We start from the raw sequence: 15,727 nt of genomic DNA, 5'->3' as shown, positions 1-15,727 counted from the left end.
TGTGAGTACACATACGATTGAATTAACTCAGGAAAATCTGATTGGTTCATTTACCAATGAGGTAACTCCCATTTTGAGCGTGAAATCGGGTGATTCCATTCGTTTTCAGACGCTGGATGCGGGCTGGGGAACGGGTATGAGTTATGCGGAACGCATGAAACCTTTTGATCGACAAGGTGAAAAAGATGGAGGTCATGCCTTAATCGGTCCGATCTATATCAATGAGGCGAAGCAAGGACAGACGTTGGAGATTGTTTTCAATGAGATCGTACCCGGGAGTTACGGGTTTACTTCCGCTGGCGGATATCCGAACTGGCAGAACCAGAAGTTACATCTAACAGAGGTTGAAGAACTGTCGCTGAACTGGACACTTGATCGCCAAACGATGAGTGGAACCTGTGAAGTAAAAGGAAAGTCCTTCACTGTATCTCTGGCGCCGTTCATGGGTGTAGTGGGCATGCCGCCAGAATCGGGAGGAATTCATACGACTTGGCCGCCTCGCTATTGTGGAGGGAACATCGACTGCAAGGAACTGGTGCAGGGAAGTAAATTATATTTACCTATCCCCGTAGACGGAGGTTATCTCGCGATTGGTGATGGTCATGCACGTCAGGGAGATGGTGAAGTCAGCTGTCAGGCCATCGAATGTCCAATGGAGGTTGTGGATATCACGATCAACGTGATTGATGATATGATTTTGACCAATCCTCGTGCACATACGCCATCCGGCTGGATTACCTTCGGTTTTCATGAAGATCTGAATGAGGCTACGGTTCAAGCATTAGACGGGATGCTCAATCTGATGGGTGAGTTGTACGGACTAGATCGAGTGGAAGCGATTGCACTTGGAAGCGCGGTAATTGACCTGCGTATCACCCAAATTGTGAATGGCGTGAAGGGTGTGCATGCTGTCCTTCCACATGATGCTTTTAAGTAACTTGAGGCCTGTTATACGTCGTATTAGATGAACTTGGGGGTCGATAAAATGAAAGGCAGACCACAGATCGTTTTAGATATCGCAGGTGTTTTGTTAAGTAATTTGTCGTTGACGTGCTGGAAAGATATGAGTCAGGAAACCAACCTATCGGCAGAATCTTTGAAAGTACATTTTGCAGGAATCAAACGAAAGCTCTGGACAGGAATGATGAGGGAAGAAGAGTTCTGGCAATCGTTAAAGGAGATGTATCCCGAATTATCAATAAGCCAAGCGAAAGACATTTTATACAATTCAATTGTTCCCTTACCAGCCGCTCAATATCTTGAGCGATGGAGTGAGTCCGCCGATATCCATCTGCTCAGCAATCATTGTAAGGAATGGATTGAGCCGAATCTGGGCCGTTTAAGCTCATTTACCAAAAGTGTAACAATCTCTAATCAAGTGGGTTTATGCAAACCTGAGATTGAGATATACCAACGGGTCGAAACCTTCCTAGCAGCTGGAGAAGAGGTTCTATTTATAGATGATCAAGAGAAAAATTTACATTCTGCTAAGCTACTTGGTTGGAAGACTTTACTGGCTGACGAAGAAGGAGATTGGGTTAATGAAGTTGAGTCATTGCTAATTTAGAATGTAATCCAGAAACCAATAAGTTTCGGATATTACCTGCTGAACTCGTCAGTCAATGATAGGAATAATAGAACAGCATGCATAACTGGCACACCATGCATAACCGCTAAACTCCAAATTGCTTTAGATGATGATCTAAATGCTTGTATATGCCTTTACCCCATTGCTCGGCTGTTAATTTTCCGAAGAAGGGATGGGGGTGGCGGGAGAATTTTTCTGAAGCACCTTGTTGAAAGATATTAATCTGCTGCTCAAGCTTTTCTTTTTCTTCTATAAACTGTCGTTGGTCATCAATAATGATTGTCGGGATCGTAGACATATTATGGGGCAAGGGCTTGTCATTATAAAACATTGGTTTTGCGAACCGTCCTATAAGTCTCCCAAGTAATCCTCTAGGTGGAAAAGCATTTCCTAAGGGGATATCATGAAATGCTGAACAGTGAGCCAGCATTTGAGAGACCTGCATCGTGCCCCATTTAGGGATGGAATTTTCACTTAGTTGATCCATGCGCTCTGTAATTTCAGCGGCATTTATCGTATCAAATATACTTTTCACAAGAACACCTCAGTCCTCTAGGATATAAAATTTGAACTTAAACTATCATCATTCTCCTATTGAAAGGTTTATCCTCTTACTATCAAGAATAATAAGATATGGTAAGTTTAGTCAATGTATTATGGGAAAACCACAATTGAAATCGGAGGATGCGAACTTGGAAAATAAGGAAACGTTTAATCTCGTAGCAAATGAATATGAACAATATAGACCCGTCTATCCGAGTGAAATGTTTGATGATATTTTTACATACCTGAATCTTAATAAAGAGGATTCCATTCTTGAGATTGGTTGCGGAACGGGGCAGGCCACTGGCGGATTGGTGAGCAAGGATTATACAAACATCACTTGTATTGAATTAGGCAGCAACTTGGCACAGTTCACCACAGACAAATTCAAGTCATATCCATCGATTCAAGTAATCAACACTTCCTTTGAGGACTGGAATAACGAAGGAAAGCTATTTCAATTGATTGTGTCAGGAACCGCCTTTCACTTCATTGATCCGGAAGTTGGTTACCGCCGGGCTTGGGAATTGCTAGAGAATACAGGCGGCATTGGACTTTTCTGGACGATTCATGTACCTGTCTATGACCAGCTGCACAATGAAATTCGTTCCCACTACATAGCATTAGCCCCTCATCTGGATGATTCTCAATATCCTTCTCCTGCACAAGTCATTCAGCAACGTAAAGAATTAACTGAGCGATCCTGCTTGTTCGCGGATATTAAGGTTAAGGAGTATAACTGGATACAGTCCTGTTCCAGCGAAGAGTATATCGCGCTGTTAAATACCAATTCCAAACATCAGCAGCTTTCTGATGATGTTCGGCATTCACTTCTGGAGCGAGTCAAAGATTCCATTGATGCTGCAGGTGGAACGATTGAGAAACAACATAAGGTTGCTCTTTTTCTAGGGAAGAAAAAGGTCTAAGGATATATGTTTTTATTCCAGTGAAGAACAGGAGGGAATATATGAGTGATCCGCGTTCAACATACAGTATCCAATCGGCAGTGTTAAGTTTACAAGAGGAATTAGAGAGGTTAAAGATGCAGGCGGTAATGGGGTGGTCCAAAGAATTTCGAAATCTAGAATGGTATGGTTTGAAAAATGGAATGCGTGTATTGGAGGTCGGAAGCGGACCAGGTTACATTACAGAGCAATTATTGAACAGTCTGCCGGACAGCGAGCTTACCTCGCTTGAGATTGATCGTTCACTGCAAGCACAAGCCAAAGAACGGCTGAAAGATATTCCTTCCAAGCGATTGCAATTTGTAGAGTCTTCCATCTACCAGATGGATCTGCCTGATGATTCTTTTGATTTTGTCGTGGCAAGACTAATCTTTCTTCACTTGAACAATCCTGACGAAGCTGCACAAGAGATATATCGTGTACTGAAGCCTGGCGGCCGTCTTGCCATTATTGATGTGGATGACGGCGTTTTTGGAGCAGTGAATCCTGATGTTCCTGCTTTGCATACGGTATTAATGAAAATTTCGGACTATGTGGCACAACACGGCGGTAATCGTTTAATTGGTAGAAGTCTGCCGCGTCTCCTTTCTGAGAGCGGATACATCGATGTTGACATTGATTCTGTCCTTCAACATAGTGATCTGTTAGGCATAGAAGGGTTTAAACAGCAGTTTAATCTTAATCGTTTTGTACATTTTGCTGAAAAAGGTGTGATCAGTTCGGAGGAATTTGCTCAGCTGCAACATGCTTCTGAAGCGATAAATCATTCGCCGGAAGCCTATGCCATGATGAACTTCATTACAGCTTGCGGCACGAAGCCATTGACATAGCTGGGTTGAAACTAATTAGGGACGGAGGATGGGGATGAATATCGTTCATTCTTTTCAGGAATTAGTAGTTCGAGGGGATCATCAGGGTATGATTGAGTTACTGAAAAACTACGAACAATCCAGAAAATTGTCTGTCCATGAACGAGGCTGGGTCTACTGGAATGTTTCCGATGGTTATGCCTTGTTAAGAGAGCCGGAACCGCTTTATGCCAATCACCGGGAATTCTTCAAATGGGGGAAAGAAAATCTCGCCCCGGAGCAGTTACACTGGATTGTTTCGGATTCGACACAAGCGTTGTCATTATCTCTGGGGAACTAATTTGATCATTGGATTGATTGGTACCAATATGCATGTGATCATGCCCCGAAGTTGGATACCAACCGAGGTGCTCGATTCGAGAGCCATCGGGCTTTGGGTGAAGGAGGAGTTTCAAACGATGATTCATTTAAAACGTGTGTCGGTGGATAATTGGTATGCATGCACCCAACTGAATGTAACTGAAGAACAGAAAAAAAAGTTTTCCCGCGCCAGTGGTATATTGGATTGCTGAATCCAAGGTAGTGGAAGACTTTCAACCCATGGCCATCTATTTTGATTCGGATCTGGTTGGATTTGCTGTGTACTCAGATAAGGCGGTTCATGAGGATAACTACTGGCTTCTTGCTCTAATGATAGATACAAAATATCAGGGCAGAGGTTATGGAAGAGAAGCGTTGAGGAAGTTAATTGATTTGATGAAAGAATCGCTAAAATGCAAACGCATCATGATTGGACACAGGCCGGAAAATGGTATCGCCGGAAATCTGTATGAATCACTTGGTTTTCATAGCGTAAGTGAGGGATTGATCGATGGAGAAGTCGTTCGGCTTCTAAGATGCAAGTAGTGCCAAATCACACGCGATTTGAATTGTAAATGAGGTAGCTTGTCTTTGAAGCATTTACACATTATTTTCTCATTACTCTTTATCATGTTAGGAATTGTGATTATTACAATCTCGAAAATGATTGAAGAGGTGATTCCCAAGCTAGGGTATGTAGCATTCCAGTCAGCAGCAGCTGGCAGTTATACTCCGAGTGATTATCAAGTGAATTTTGCACTGAATTATTGGATAGGCGCGATATGTATTTTGGGTGGAGTTATCTGTTTGATTAGTACAATGAATGTTGTCAGAAACTACATTCGTGAAATGAATATAAGAAACAGAGCGTTTGATGAAACTCATAATTATGACGACACAAGAGAACTGAAATAGGTTATGATATGACATAAAAAGTAAGGGGCAGATCGATATGATTACATTCCAATACTTTGAACCGGAAGATTTTGAACAACTGATCGAATGGAGTGGGGATGAAGCATTTCTGCTCCAGTGGGCCGGCCCTCAGTTCCATTATCCACTTTCCAGAGAACAGCTGTCGGATTATTTGCATGGTGCCAATGATAAGAACACTTCAAATAAGCTCATATATAAAGTGATGGATGAATCGACTCAGGAGATTGTGGGACATATTGCACTTGGGGGTATCGATCGATATAACCGTTCAGGGCGTATCGGTAAGGTGCTTGTTGGAAAGTCATATCAGGGTAAAGGCTATGGGAAGCAAATGATCGATGAGGCACTTCGAATTGGATTTGAAGAGGAGAAGTTACACCGGATCAGTCTGGGTGTATTTGATTTTAATGTCTCAGCCATCCGATGTTATGAAAAAGCGGGCTTCGTGCAAGAAGGACTTATTCGCGATGCCAGAAGATATGAAGATACATTCTGGAATCTAATCGAGATGAGCATTTTAGAAGATGAATGGAAAAAAATAAGCGCCACTTAATGCAGAAGGAGCATACCCTTGCGAGTAAAAGCTCGACTCCATGGTTATGCTCTTTTGTAACATTCAGATTGGTGGATAGGATTCGTTATTGATAGACTGATTATAAAAATTACTAGAAAGAATGAGAACTAGATATGAACAAGTTGGAAAAGTGCGGTGAAACGATCTAGTAAAGGAAGTGATGAGATGATCATTATGATTAACGGAGCGTTTGGTTCCGGAAAAACTTCGGCAGCAGAAGCACTTCAGCCTTTGATTGCAAACAGCATGATCTATGATCCTGAAGAAATTGGTTATATGCTCAGAAAACTTCTCCCGGAGAATTGTAGAGAGGAGAGGGAACGGACGGATGATTTCCAAGATATCGAACTATGGAGAGTTCTAACGGTAAAGACGGCTAAAGAAGTAAAGCAGAAATACAACAAACACTTAATCATCCCCATGACCATCTATAAAGAGGAAAACTTTCATTACATCTATAACGGGTTGAAAGAGATTGATCGGGACATTCACCATTTTTGCCTAACGGCTACAGAAGAGACGATTTATCAACGTTTGGCTAAACGCGGAGATGAATTTGGAGGCTGGCAGTATCAACAAGCACCAAAGTGTATTGAGGCTTTCAAGGATGATAAATTTCAAACCCGCATTGTTACCGATCATCTGGAGACCCGTGAAATCATAGATATCATATGGAAGAAGGTCCTATCCAATTAACTACCATTTGTTTTTAATAGGAGGGTTTTATGATGATGATTGTACATGTACTCTTAAGAAAAGAGTGGGAAGTCGCGTTGATCAATGGGGACGCGGTAATTCATACATATGATTTTGAGCCTAATGAAGGAGGGGGATTTTCGCTATCTCCTGATTTAGAGAAAATGCGGTGAGTTCGGATTTCTTAGATAGACGCTGGTATCGTTGAAGAATATGAACAGAAGAGGATGGATGGTAATTGACGATAGTGACTTTTGAAGAAGTAACCGAGCAGCACCTCCCTGAAATTAGAGCGATTTATAACTACTATGTATTGAATACAACGATTTCGTTTCATACGGAGGAATTAGATCTTGATCAGATTAAATCCTCTGTGATGAACAAGAGTACACGGTATAAAACTTACGTAATCCTTGAAAACAATCAAATGATGGGCTATGTACTGATCACCCAATATAAGAGTAAACAGGCATATGACATTTGCGGAGAAGTCACTATATATCTAAAGCCCGACATTTTGGGAAAAGGCTTGGGAAAACAAGCATTAAGTTTTATTGAGAAGGTTGCAAAAGAACAAGGATTCCATACGTTAATTGCGACGATTTGTATGGAGAATACGAGAAGTAAATCATTATTCGAGAGAAATGGTTATGAACAATGTGCTCTATTCAAAGAGATCGGATATAAATTTGATAGAAAACTGGATATTGGAAGTTTCCAAAAGATATTGTAAGGAGAATACAGAATGAGTAAAAACCTATATATTATATCTGGACCCCCTGGAGTAGGGAAATCTACAACTTCAAAGCTGCTAGTTCAGACATTAGATAAAAGTGCATACATCTCTGGAGATGCGGTTAGTCACTTTCCGGTTAAAGGGCGAGGCAAACCCTGGCTTGATAAGGATACAAACGACTTAACTTGGAAAAACATAGCCAGTTTAGTGAAAAACCTATTGGATTATGAATACGATGTAGTTTTGGACTATGTGGTTTTTCCGGAAGACGCTAATGGATTAATGACAGAATTGGCAGACTATAATGTTCGCATAATCTTTGTTGTATTAATGGTTGATCGTCAAACCATTATTCGTAGAGACCGTCTAAGAGCAGAAGAATATCAAATGAAAGAAAGAAGTATAATTCTGCTGGATGAGTTTGAAAATCATCCGGATCTGAGAGTAGATAACAAGCTGTATACTAATCATTTTACAGAAGAACAACTACCTGAAATAATAAGTGAAATTATGAATAATGAGAAATATCGATTGAAATAACTGCACTGTTATTATGCTTCGAATGTAAAAATGCACGAGCGTTGAATAACCAATAAAAGGTAGAAACAAGCATTAGATTTTATTAAGAATGTTGCAAAAGAAAAAAAGATTCGTTAGGGGGATTATCGATGTCTCGTATTCATGGAGAAAGAATTGTGTTAAGAGAATACCAGGATTCTGATTTGGATTACATCAAACAATGGGTGAACGACCCGGAAATCACAGGGACATTATCAGATAATTTTTTGTATCCTCATTCGAGTTATGAGACAGAAGTCTTTTTCAGGACAATGGTTGAAGGCAAGTCTTCAAATAAAAGTTTTATTATCGGGTTAAAGGATTCGCTAGATTATATAGGTCAGATCGATCTGTACAAAATTGATTATAAAAACCGCTTTGCATGTTTAGCTATTGTAATAGGGAGAAAAGAATTTTTAGGTGAAGGTTATGGGAGTGAAGCAATCCGTGTACTACAGAAGTTTGTCTTCGAAGAGCTGAATTTAAACAGATTAGAACTTGAAGTGTACGAGTATAATGAGATTGCTTACAAATGTTATTTAAAATGTGGCTTTAAAGAAGAAGGAAGATACAGAAAGAAGATATATAAAAAGGGGAAATACTGGGATAGTGTATGCATGAGTATCTTAAAAACTGAATATGAGCAGTCATAGTCTTAAGAGGCATCCATGATTTAAAAGATCAATTATAAAGGAAAACAGAAAATTGGAATGTCAATCTCAATAGCTTTGTCAGTTGTATTCTTTATTAATTTCGGTTACGTTTGCGATCCAAAAATCAAAATGATTAATGTACTAATATATATGCGTAAAAAGGGTGAGCAGATGAACAGAGGCATGCGTTTTGAAATACCAAATACCTATGGTCGGTTTCTTGCGGAGATTTTAAAACCAATGGATATAGTTCATTTCGATTGGTTTATTTGTGGAGAAGAATCCTATTTCATTGAGGGTGATACGTTAGGGGATGATCTTTTTCCGGATATGATTATTGGTATGAGTGGAGAAGAATTACAAAAGATTATTGATAACAACGAGTATTATTTAATATTCGCGAATTTAAAAGCATTTCCAAAAGGTGCAAAAATAACAGATGTAATCACATATGAAGATTATGTGGTGAGTGAGTGTCAGATGGTTCTTCTTGTGATCGATAGTATCTACGTCACGGTTTATTGTAAAGATCTAGAAAAAGTCGAAGGATTATATAATCATATAAATAGAAAGGGATTTGAATCTCTGGAATATTTAACGGATGAGAATGATACTAGGACTAAATTGTCTGTCTGGTGATAAAGGTGCATGGGATTAACTGCTAAGGTTAGATAGACCCTCCCATGCGTTCGTAGTACAATTATGTAAGTAATTGGAATGCTTAGTTTTATAGTAACTATATAGAGGAGCGGATTACATTGTCATTACATATGTTCTTAGGAATTGGCCTAGCATTATCATTATTGTTCCCCACAAATTCAGTTAATGCACCCTCGTCCGTTCAACTCATCCACTCTACCAATCATAGTAGTTATGCTTCTTATGAAAAGACCTTTACAATGGACCCTAATAACGGTGAAGATGCGCATCTGTGGATTGAAAATACCAGTAAGAGCAATCTTTATATGAAAATTACCGTGGGCAATAATACACCGCTTGAAGTTCCGATTGATAAAGGAACTCAAAAAAAAGTGAATTTGGCTGTAGGGAGAACAACAGACTTCAAAGTTTATGTTTTCAGCAGTACAGGACATAAAGTTGATATAACGATCAGTGCACGGCAATTTTAATACATATGATAGGAGTTTTATACTGCTCACTAGCTCCACAACCAGGATGTGAGTGAATGAAAATCTTCTAAAATATTTGAAAATTAATGAATACGATTACATTTTATGAGGCAGAGAGTATTTTTTCTAGGAGCTTCAGTGAGAACTCATGGTTAACCTACGCTCCTAATATGAAAATCACATCGGGAATCGTAGCGAGATTAGACAAGAGTTTTTCACATCTACAGTAGATCGAGAAAAAACAATTTTGAAGTGAAGTGAATACAAAAGGAGCTGATAGAATTATGGAGACAGAAAGACTTATGTTTCGGAAATATACCAAAAATGATTTCGATTTACTTTTCGAGATGACACGTGAGCCGAATATGATGAAATTTATAAGACATGGTGGACCCTGGACGAAGGAAGAAACCATGCAAAGTCTGGAAAAGTTCATCAACTGGAATAAAGATGATAAGGGGCTATTCCTCGCATTCAATAAAGAGGATAACAACTTAATTGGAACCTCTGGACTGATTCCTCAAATGATTGAAGGCGCTGATGAGCTAGAAGTTGGTTACTGGGTTGTAGAGCAATACTGGGGAATGGGTTACGGATACGAACAAGCAAAAGCATGGAAAGAATACGGCATAGATCACTTGAAACAGATACGATTGATATCTTTAATTCAACATGGCAATGTGGGTTCTATGAAAATCGCGCAAAAGAATGGCATGAAACACGAGAAGGATATAGACATCATAGGGAAAAATGTAGCGGTTTACTCGATAGAGGTGAAGTGAATATGACTTTATTTCCTGAACTAGAAACCAAAAGATTGCTGCTAAGAGAGATTAGACAGAGTGATTCCCAAGACATATTTCATATTTTTTCTTCAGATGAAGTTACACAGTTTTACGATGTAGAAAGTTTTACGAATACGAAACAAGCAGAAGATCTCATACAAAGGTGGAATGAACGATTCGAAAATGGTCAGGTTATCCGCTGGGGGATTGCTTTGAAGTCGGACGGTAGAGTTATTGGAACATGCGGATTTCATGGTTGGATGAAACAACATCATAAAGCTGTGTTGGGATATGAGTTAGCACCGGAGTTTTGGCGGCAGGGTTATATGACCGAGGTCACTCAGAAAATCGTTGAATACGGATTTGAGAACCTTGAATTAAACAGGATTGAAGCCTTTGTGGAGCCAGAGAACGCGGGATCAAGAACGTTGCTTGAGAAAATTGGCTTCAGTGAAGAAGGCATATTGAAAGAAAATTATTATTGGAAAAATCGATTTGTTGATAATGCCCTCTATGCATTTTTGAAGAAAGATTATAAGCCCAACGATAAGCCAATAGACTGATGAACAAAGACGACAAGGGCGCCAGGAGAGTGTATGAGAATTCGAATTATTGGATCTTGTGGAAGTGGGAAATCAACATTAGCCAAAGAATTATCTGGTAAGTATGGTATTCCTTTTTATGAATTAGACAATCTCATATGGGACAGAAGTGCCGAAAATCTGAGATATCCTGAAAGCGTCAGGGATGACTCCATCCAATCTATTGTCAGTTCAGATGCTTGGATCATAGAAGGAGTGCAGTACAAAGATTGGACTTTAAAATCCATACAAGAAGCGGATTTGATTTTTGTATTAAATCCAAATGTTTTCATCAGAGATTATCGAATTATAAAGAGGTTTGTACTGTCCAGAGTTGGTTTGCGACCGTGGAATTACAAGCAGTCATTCAAGAACTTATGCCAGATGATTGTGAAGTGGAACCATCAATATAATATAGTTGCAGCCATAGATGTGATCAATGAAAACAGCAAGACAGCAATGATCACTAAAAATAAAAGACAAGTTATACAGTTAATTGAACATCATATGTATGGAAATATTCAGATTGTTACAAAGCAGAAGGAGAATCCTAAATGATTACACTGAGGAAGATTACGTTAGATAATCGGCGGAAAATCTTTAATCTTGAAGTCTCGGAAGATCAGCGCCGATTCGTGGCTTCCAATCTATCAAGTGTGGCTTCATGTTATGTACTGTCACAAAATGGAGGTCATCCATTACCTTTTGCCATATATGCAGACGAACAGCCGGTAGGATTTGTGATGATTACCTATGGCATTACTGGATACGATCTACCTTCTATCGCGGATGGTAGTTATTGCATCCTGAGGCTGATGATTGATCATCAATATCAGAACCGGGGATATGGACGACAAGCTATGGTGGAAATTTTGAAGTTTATTCGTTCATACCCGGTCGGGCCTGCAGAATATTGCTGGATTTCTTACAGTTCCGAAAATGTAGGCGCGAAAAAAATATATGAAAGCTTTGGTTTCCGTGAGAACGGCGAGATCTGTCATGATGAGTTAATAACCGTATTGGAGCTTTAAATCACAGACGAAGGGAGGTATCTTTATCACTGAATTCTATGATCTCGAAAGAGAGATAAAAAGAAATAAAGCGGAGAGCTGTACTATATACCAAGAAAACTCAATTCAATTTGAATATTATCGAAATCGAAAAACGAAAGATAAACAACACAAAGTGAATTCAATCACCAAAAGTGTTCTCTCCGCATTGGTTGGAATAGCTATAGAACAGGGCTACATTAAGCATGAAGATATTCCAATTGTGAATTATTTTAAAGATCTGGATGACACCAAAAAGGGGATTACGATCAAGCATCTATTAACGATGTCCTCGGGCCTGCACTATCCGGGGAATGAAGCGATGATTCCATCTAAGAATTGGACGAAATTTGTTCTTGAGCAGCCTGTTGAATTCGAACCTGGAATCCAAATGAAATATAGTTGCGGGAGTTCACATATACTTAGCGCTATATTGCAGAAGGCAACTCATATGAACACAGCTGAATTTGCTAAAAAGCACTTATTTGCACCACTAGGCATTAACGATTTCCATTGGTATCAGGATACTCAAGGGATTGCCGTGGGTGGTTTTGGTTTGCGAATGAAGATCGAAGATATGTTGAAGTTTGGAGTGTTATACGTTCAGAAAGGACAGTGGAATTCGAAACAAATTATTCCTGCTGAATGGATTGCTAGAAGTGTAAGTCCTTCTCTTACTTCCGAAACCTTATATGGATACCACTGGCGGATAATGAAAAGTAAGAAGGAATCATGCTCTGAAGATAAAACGTTTTATGCTATGGGTATGGGCGGAGGAAGAGGGCAATACATATTTGTTAACCAAGAGCGGGGATTGGTTGCGGTAATTACAACGATTATATCCGATGATAGCTTGTTACCACTTCAATGGTTTGAAGATTATATATTGAAAGAATAGTTGTTTATGGGAGGTACAGCAATGACCATGATAACGTATAGAACTTTGACACTTCGAGATGTGAACCAGTTACAGGAAATAGATCGTTCGGAACATATTGATCTCATATATGAAATGAGAGAGAACGGATTGGTTGAGCTAGAACAAGATCATGAGTGCTCAAACTGGGATGCAAAGCTTTTGGAAGAGATTCAAAATCGATATGTCTATGAATTAGAACAAGGCGGCATGGCATATGGTGCTTTTGCTGGCGATCGATTAATCGGATTCGGAGTACTGGCACATCAATACAGAGGCAGAGGACGTAATCAACTACAGATTGACTTGATGTATGTCTCGCGCACCTACAGAAGACAAGGGGTTGGAAAACATATTCTGAGCCAGTTAAGTGAAGAGGCTAAGAAACGTGGAGCTCAGTATCTGTATATTTCCTCCACAGAGACGAGATCGGCGGTATCCTTTTACAGAAGCCAGGGCAGCCAGATTGCAAGCGAGATTGATCAAGAACTCTATAACAAAGAGCCCAAAGATATACACATGATAAAGGAGCTGGGCACATGACAACGGTTGGTATACTCGGAACCATTCATAATCCAGAACTGAGGGAGCAATATCATTGTTCTCTTTCTCTTTACAAGGATGTGATTCATGAGTTTAAACCGGATATGATTTGCGGTGAAGTTCATCCACAGAGCTGGTTGAGGTATTTGAAGGATAAAAATGATAGAGGATACTGGGGAGAACCCGCCAGTGAGTATTGGGATTTGGTATTTCCTTTGTGCGAAGAGCAGGACATCCCATTTGTACCTATCGATTGGTTTGAATTAGATGTGTGGAATGCCTTTGATCCATTTAACGGCTATTCGAGCGAGGAACGAAAAGAACTTGAACAACGGGATGATCACTGGTTTGCGGAGCAAATGGAGACGTATCGGTTTGGCGAGATTCCTTTTAATTCAAAGGAGTTCGATCGTGTAACCAGACAAAAATATGAATGGTTGCATCAGGTAAACGCGAAGGCACAGAACTTTCGCTGGGTGGTCCGTAATCAGATTATGATTCAAAGAGTCAAAAATATAGTTGAAGCTCATCCAGGCAAAAGAATCCTCTGTATCAATGGAGCTGATCACAATTACATCTTCCAAGAAGAGCTGACGAAAGAACAAGTTGAATTGCTATATCCATTACGGTGAAGGAACTGTTGTAGAATTACAAATGAAACTTATTATTTAAGGAGCATTTCATGCGCAAAAAAATACGGAAGATACTCAAGTACAGCATATTCAGTATGATTTTAATGGTTATAGTAGCTCTGATATTTCCCACATGGACACCCAAAATTAAAGGTGAGAACAGCATCAGCATGTTAGAGCAGGTCGAAATTAACGGTGCAGGACATGAAGTCATGATTAGGGGAGTGGATCGGAGTAACCCTATCCTGATTTTTGTGCATGGTGGGCCTGGATGCTCTGAGATTCCTTACGTTAGGAAGTATCAAAAGGAGCTTGAACAACACTTCACGGTGGTGCATTATGATCAACGTGGGAGTGGAAAGTCCTATCACTTTTCTGAAGATTACTCGAATCTGACGACAGATGTATTAGTAGATGATTTGTTAGCGTTAAGGAATTATGTAACTGAGGAGTTAGGTCAAGAAAAGGTTATATTAATCGGTCATTCATTTGGTACATACATTGGGATGAAAGCTGCGGCTAAAGCACCCACTCAGTTTCACGCTTATATCGGCATTGGACAGATGGCTAATACGCTTCAGAGCGAACTGGAAAGTTTGGAGTACACGTACGAACAAGCGAAACAAGCCGGTAATGCAGAGGACGTTAAAAAACTGGAGCTAGTTCGAGGCTCGATTGAGCAAGGAAAGGAACTTACGCCTAGAATTCTTGTGCAAAAGTACGGTGGTGCAGCCAGACTCATCCATGAGAATAGCGATTATATTTCAGGATTCCTTTTCAATCCCGAATATAATGGGCTGGATATGATTCGCTTTTATACAGGGGTGCTGAGTTTACAAGAAATTTTACTGAGAGAAGCATTGGATCAAAATTTACCCGAAATTGTAAATCATCTTGAGATTCCTACCTATTTTGTGATGGGTAAGTATGATTATATGACCACTGCGAATGCAGCACGTGATTATTTCGACGGATTCGATGCACCGATCAAAGAATTCGTTGTATTCAACGAGTCGGCACATTACCCACAGTTTGAGGAAAAAGAAAAATTCGCTGATTGGTTACAAGAGTTATTCTAAGATGCCTTGAGAGGAGCAGATCCTATTGTTAGGTCCATTCATTGAGCTTGAAGAAGAGAGTGATGAGCGTTATCGGTGCTACATCCTGCAAAATGCAGTTCAAATATTTAATCATTCTATTCAGGATGATGATCTAAATGACGTCCGAATCTATGTGTCCACAGATATGCAACTAAATTCGCTTGCTAATGAAATAAAGTCCTATGTTAAATGGTTTTCAACTTGTGAAACTGTATTTCGAGAATATTATGAGAATGAACTTCATGAAAAGGTACATAAGGATTGGTTTAATAAAATTGAAGTGTACCGTGTAGATATCACATTTAACAGTGTAGCGGATTATGGAGCAACAATTGCTTGCGGAGACAATATCCTGCAAGATCACATTATGATTGTTGATTTTGATAGAGAGCGAATCCAAGCCATCAACTTAAATGGTTAAATGGAGGTTTTTGTAACAAAAACTCAAAAAACAGGAGAAAGATAGTGCTTTATTTTCCAAAAATGTGTTATTATGTTGTCGGTAGACGAATATTTCTTTTGTTTGATCGATAGAGAGGAGGGTGTGGATTCTCGTATCATTCAATCTGTATA

General features: G+C 39.5%; 25 protein-coding genes. 24 read left to right on the top strand and 1 reads right to left on the bottom strand.

All coding sequences use genetic code 11. From position 1 onward, the window contains the following. The first annotated feature begins 1 nt into the window (after window position 1). The gene (locus FS628_RS02475) at window positions 2-937 is read left to right on the top strand and encodes an acetamidase/formamidase family protein (protein WP_145318520.1); all 936 of its coding nucleotides are present in this window, start codon (window positions 2-4) and stop codon (window positions 935-937) included. Window positions 938-985: 48 nt separating this feature from the next. Further along, window positions 986-1,567 (top strand): HAD-IA family hydrolase, encoded by a 582-nt coding sequence (locus tag FS628_RS02470; RefSeq protein WP_186327697.1) that lies wholly within the window; start codon window positions 986-988, stop codon window positions 1,565-1,567. A 106-nt stretch (window positions 1,568-1,673) separates the two neighbouring features. On the opposite strand, the gene FS628_RS02465 is transcribed toward FS628_RS02470, so the two are convergent. Then, entirely contained in the window at window positions 1,674-2,123 is a 450-nt protein-coding gene (locus FS628_RS02465; protein WP_145318514.1) for a DUF1569 domain-containing protein, read from the bottom strand. Window positions 2,124-2,280: 157 nt separating this feature from the next. Here FS628_RS02465 and FS628_RS02460 point away from each other — a divergent pair, with 157 nt between their 5' ends. From FS628_RS02460 to FS628_RS02360, 22 genes are all read left to right on the top strand, one after another. Next, on the top strand, window positions 2,281-3,057 hold the full coding sequence (locus FS628_RS02460) for a class I SAM-dependent methyltransferase (protein ID WP_186327696.1): 777 nt from the start codon (window positions 2,281-2,283) through the stop codon (window positions 3,055-3,057). A 41-nt stretch (window positions 3,058-3,098) separates the two neighbouring features. Next, window positions 3,099-3,926, top strand: coding sequence for a methyltransferase domain-containing protein (locus FS628_RS02455; RefSeq protein WP_145318508.1), 828 nt, complete (start codon window positions 3,099-3,101; stop codon window positions 3,924-3,926). Between the two features lie 34 nt (window positions 3,927-3,960). Next, a complete protein-coding gene (locus FS628_RS02450) occupies window positions 3,961-4,245 on the top strand; it encodes a hypothetical protein (RefSeq protein WP_145318505.1) in 285 nt (94 codons plus the stop codon). 242 nt (window positions 4,246-4,487) lie between these two features. After that, on the top strand, window positions 4,488-4,811 hold the full coding sequence (locus tag FS628_RS02445; RefSeq protein ID WP_260870911.1) for a GNAT family N-acetyltransferase: 324 nt from the start codon (window positions 4,488-4,490) through the stop codon (window positions 4,809-4,811). A 39-nt stretch (window positions 4,812-4,850) separates the two neighbouring features. Further along, complete coding sequence (locus FS628_RS02440) at window positions 4,851-5,180, top strand: hypothetical protein (RefSeq protein WP_222125167.1); 330 nt, start codon at window positions 4,851-4,853, stop codon at window positions 5,178-5,180. Window positions 5,181-5,217: 37 nt separating this feature from the next. Further along, on the top strand, window positions 5,218-5,754 hold the full coding sequence (locus FS628_RS02435) for a GNAT family N-acetyltransferase (protein ID WP_145318496.1): 537 nt from the start codon (window positions 5,218-5,220) through the stop codon (window positions 5,752-5,754). A 156-nt stretch (window positions 5,755-5,910) separates the two neighbouring features. Then, entirely contained in the window at window positions 5,911-6,471 is a 561-nt protein-coding gene (locus tag FS628_RS02430) for an AAA family ATPase (RefSeq protein WP_260870910.1), read from the top strand. A 32-nt stretch (window positions 6,472-6,503) separates the two neighbouring features. Then, the gene (locus FS628_RS31230; RefSeq protein ID WP_186327695.1) at window positions 6,504-6,644 is read left to right on the top strand and encodes a hypothetical protein; all 141 of its coding nucleotides are present in this window, start codon (window positions 6,504-6,506) and stop codon (window positions 6,642-6,644) included. 74 nt (window positions 6,645-6,718) lie between these two features. Beyond that, on the top strand, window positions 6,719-7,204 hold the full coding sequence (locus tag FS628_RS02425) for a GNAT family N-acetyltransferase (RefSeq protein ID WP_260870909.1): 486 nt from the start codon (window positions 6,719-6,721) through the stop codon (window positions 7,202-7,204). A gap of 12 nt (window positions 7,205-7,216) precedes the next feature. Beyond that, complete coding sequence (locus tag FS628_RS02420) at window positions 7,217-7,747, top strand: AAA family ATPase (protein WP_145318488.1); 531 nt, start codon at window positions 7,217-7,219, stop codon at window positions 7,745-7,747. Between the two features lie 128 nt (window positions 7,748-7,875). Beyond that, window positions 7,876-8,418 carry a GNAT family N-acetyltransferase gene (locus FS628_RS02415; RefSeq protein ID WP_145318485.1) on the top strand — a complete coding sequence of 181 codons (543 nt, stop codon included), beginning with the start codon at window positions 7,876-7,878 and terminating at the stop codon, window positions 8,416-8,418. Between the two features lie 150 nt (window positions 8,419-8,568). Further along, entirely contained in the window at window positions 8,569-9,057 is a 489-nt protein-coding gene (locus FS628_RS02410; protein ID WP_260870908.1) for a DUF2691 family protein, read from the top strand. Between the two features lie 119 nt (window positions 9,058-9,176). After that, window positions 9,177-9,548 carry a hypothetical protein gene (locus FS628_RS02405; protein ID WP_145318482.1) on the top strand — a complete coding sequence of 124 codons (372 nt, stop codon included), beginning with the start codon at window positions 9,177-9,179 and terminating at the stop codon, window positions 9,546-9,548. 284 nt (window positions 9,549-9,832) lie between these two features. After that, window positions 9,833-10,330, top strand: coding sequence for a GNAT family N-acetyltransferase (locus FS628_RS02400; RefSeq protein ID WP_145318479.1), 498 nt, complete (start codon window positions 9,833-9,835; stop codon window positions 10,328-10,330). 2 nt (window positions 10,331-10,332) lie between these two features. After that, window positions 10,333-10,896, top strand: a complete 564-nt coding sequence (locus FS628_RS02395) for a GNAT family N-acetyltransferase (protein ID WP_145318476.1) — start codon at window positions 10,333-10,335, stop codon at window positions 10,894-10,896. A gap of 33 nt (window positions 10,897-10,929) precedes the next feature. Continuing rightward, window positions 10,930-11,472: a hypothetical protein gene (locus FS628_RS02390; protein ID WP_145318473.1), complete on the top strand. Its 543-nt coding sequence runs from the start codon at window positions 10,930-10,932 to the stop codon at window positions 11,470-11,472. Then, a complete protein-coding gene (locus tag FS628_RS02385) occupies window positions 11,469-11,945 on the top strand; it encodes a GNAT family N-acetyltransferase (protein WP_145318471.1) in 477 nt (158 codons plus the stop codon). The genes FS628_RS02390 and FS628_RS02385 overlap by 4 nt, the downstream gene beginning before the upstream one ends. A 19-nt stretch (window positions 11,946-11,964) precedes the next feature. Further along, on the top strand, window positions 11,965-12,861 hold the full coding sequence (locus tag FS628_RS02380) for a serine hydrolase domain-containing protein (protein WP_313958566.1): 897 nt from the start codon (window positions 11,965-11,967) through the stop codon (window positions 12,859-12,861). A gap of 21 nt (window positions 12,862-12,882) precedes the next feature. Beyond that, complete coding sequence (locus FS628_RS02375) at window positions 12,883-13,422, top strand: GNAT family N-acetyltransferase (protein WP_313958507.1); 540 nt, start codon at window positions 12,883-12,885, stop codon at window positions 13,420-13,422. Further along, complete coding sequence (locus tag FS628_RS02370; protein ID WP_145318466.1) at window positions 13,419-14,054, top strand: hypothetical protein; 636 nt, start codon at window positions 13,419-13,421, stop codon at window positions 14,052-14,054. Before FS628_RS02375 ends, FS628_RS02370 begins: the two co-directional genes overlap by 4 nt. Before the next feature lie 50 nt (window positions 14,055-14,104). Further along, window positions 14,105-15,133 (top strand): alpha/beta fold hydrolase, encoded by a 1,029-nt coding sequence (locus FS628_RS02365; RefSeq protein ID WP_145318463.1) that lies wholly within the window; start codon window positions 14,105-14,107, stop codon window positions 15,131-15,133. A 25-nt stretch (window positions 15,134-15,158) separates the two neighbouring features. Then, window positions 15,159-15,575, top strand: a complete 417-nt coding sequence (locus FS628_RS02360; protein ID WP_145318460.1) for a hypothetical protein — start codon at window positions 15,159-15,161, stop codon at window positions 15,573-15,575. Window positions 15,576-15,727 lie beyond the last annotated feature (152 nt).

Origin of the sequence: Paenibacillus xylanexedens (genome assembly GCF_007676705.1) — a bacterium.
Taxonomy (GTDB): Bacteria; Bacillota; Bacilli; order Paenibacillales; family Paenibacillaceae; genus Paenibacillus; species Paenibacillus xylanexedens_C.
The sequence above is the reverse complement of the archived record's forward strand: the minus strand, read 5'-3'. Positions and strand labels throughout refer to the sequence as shown.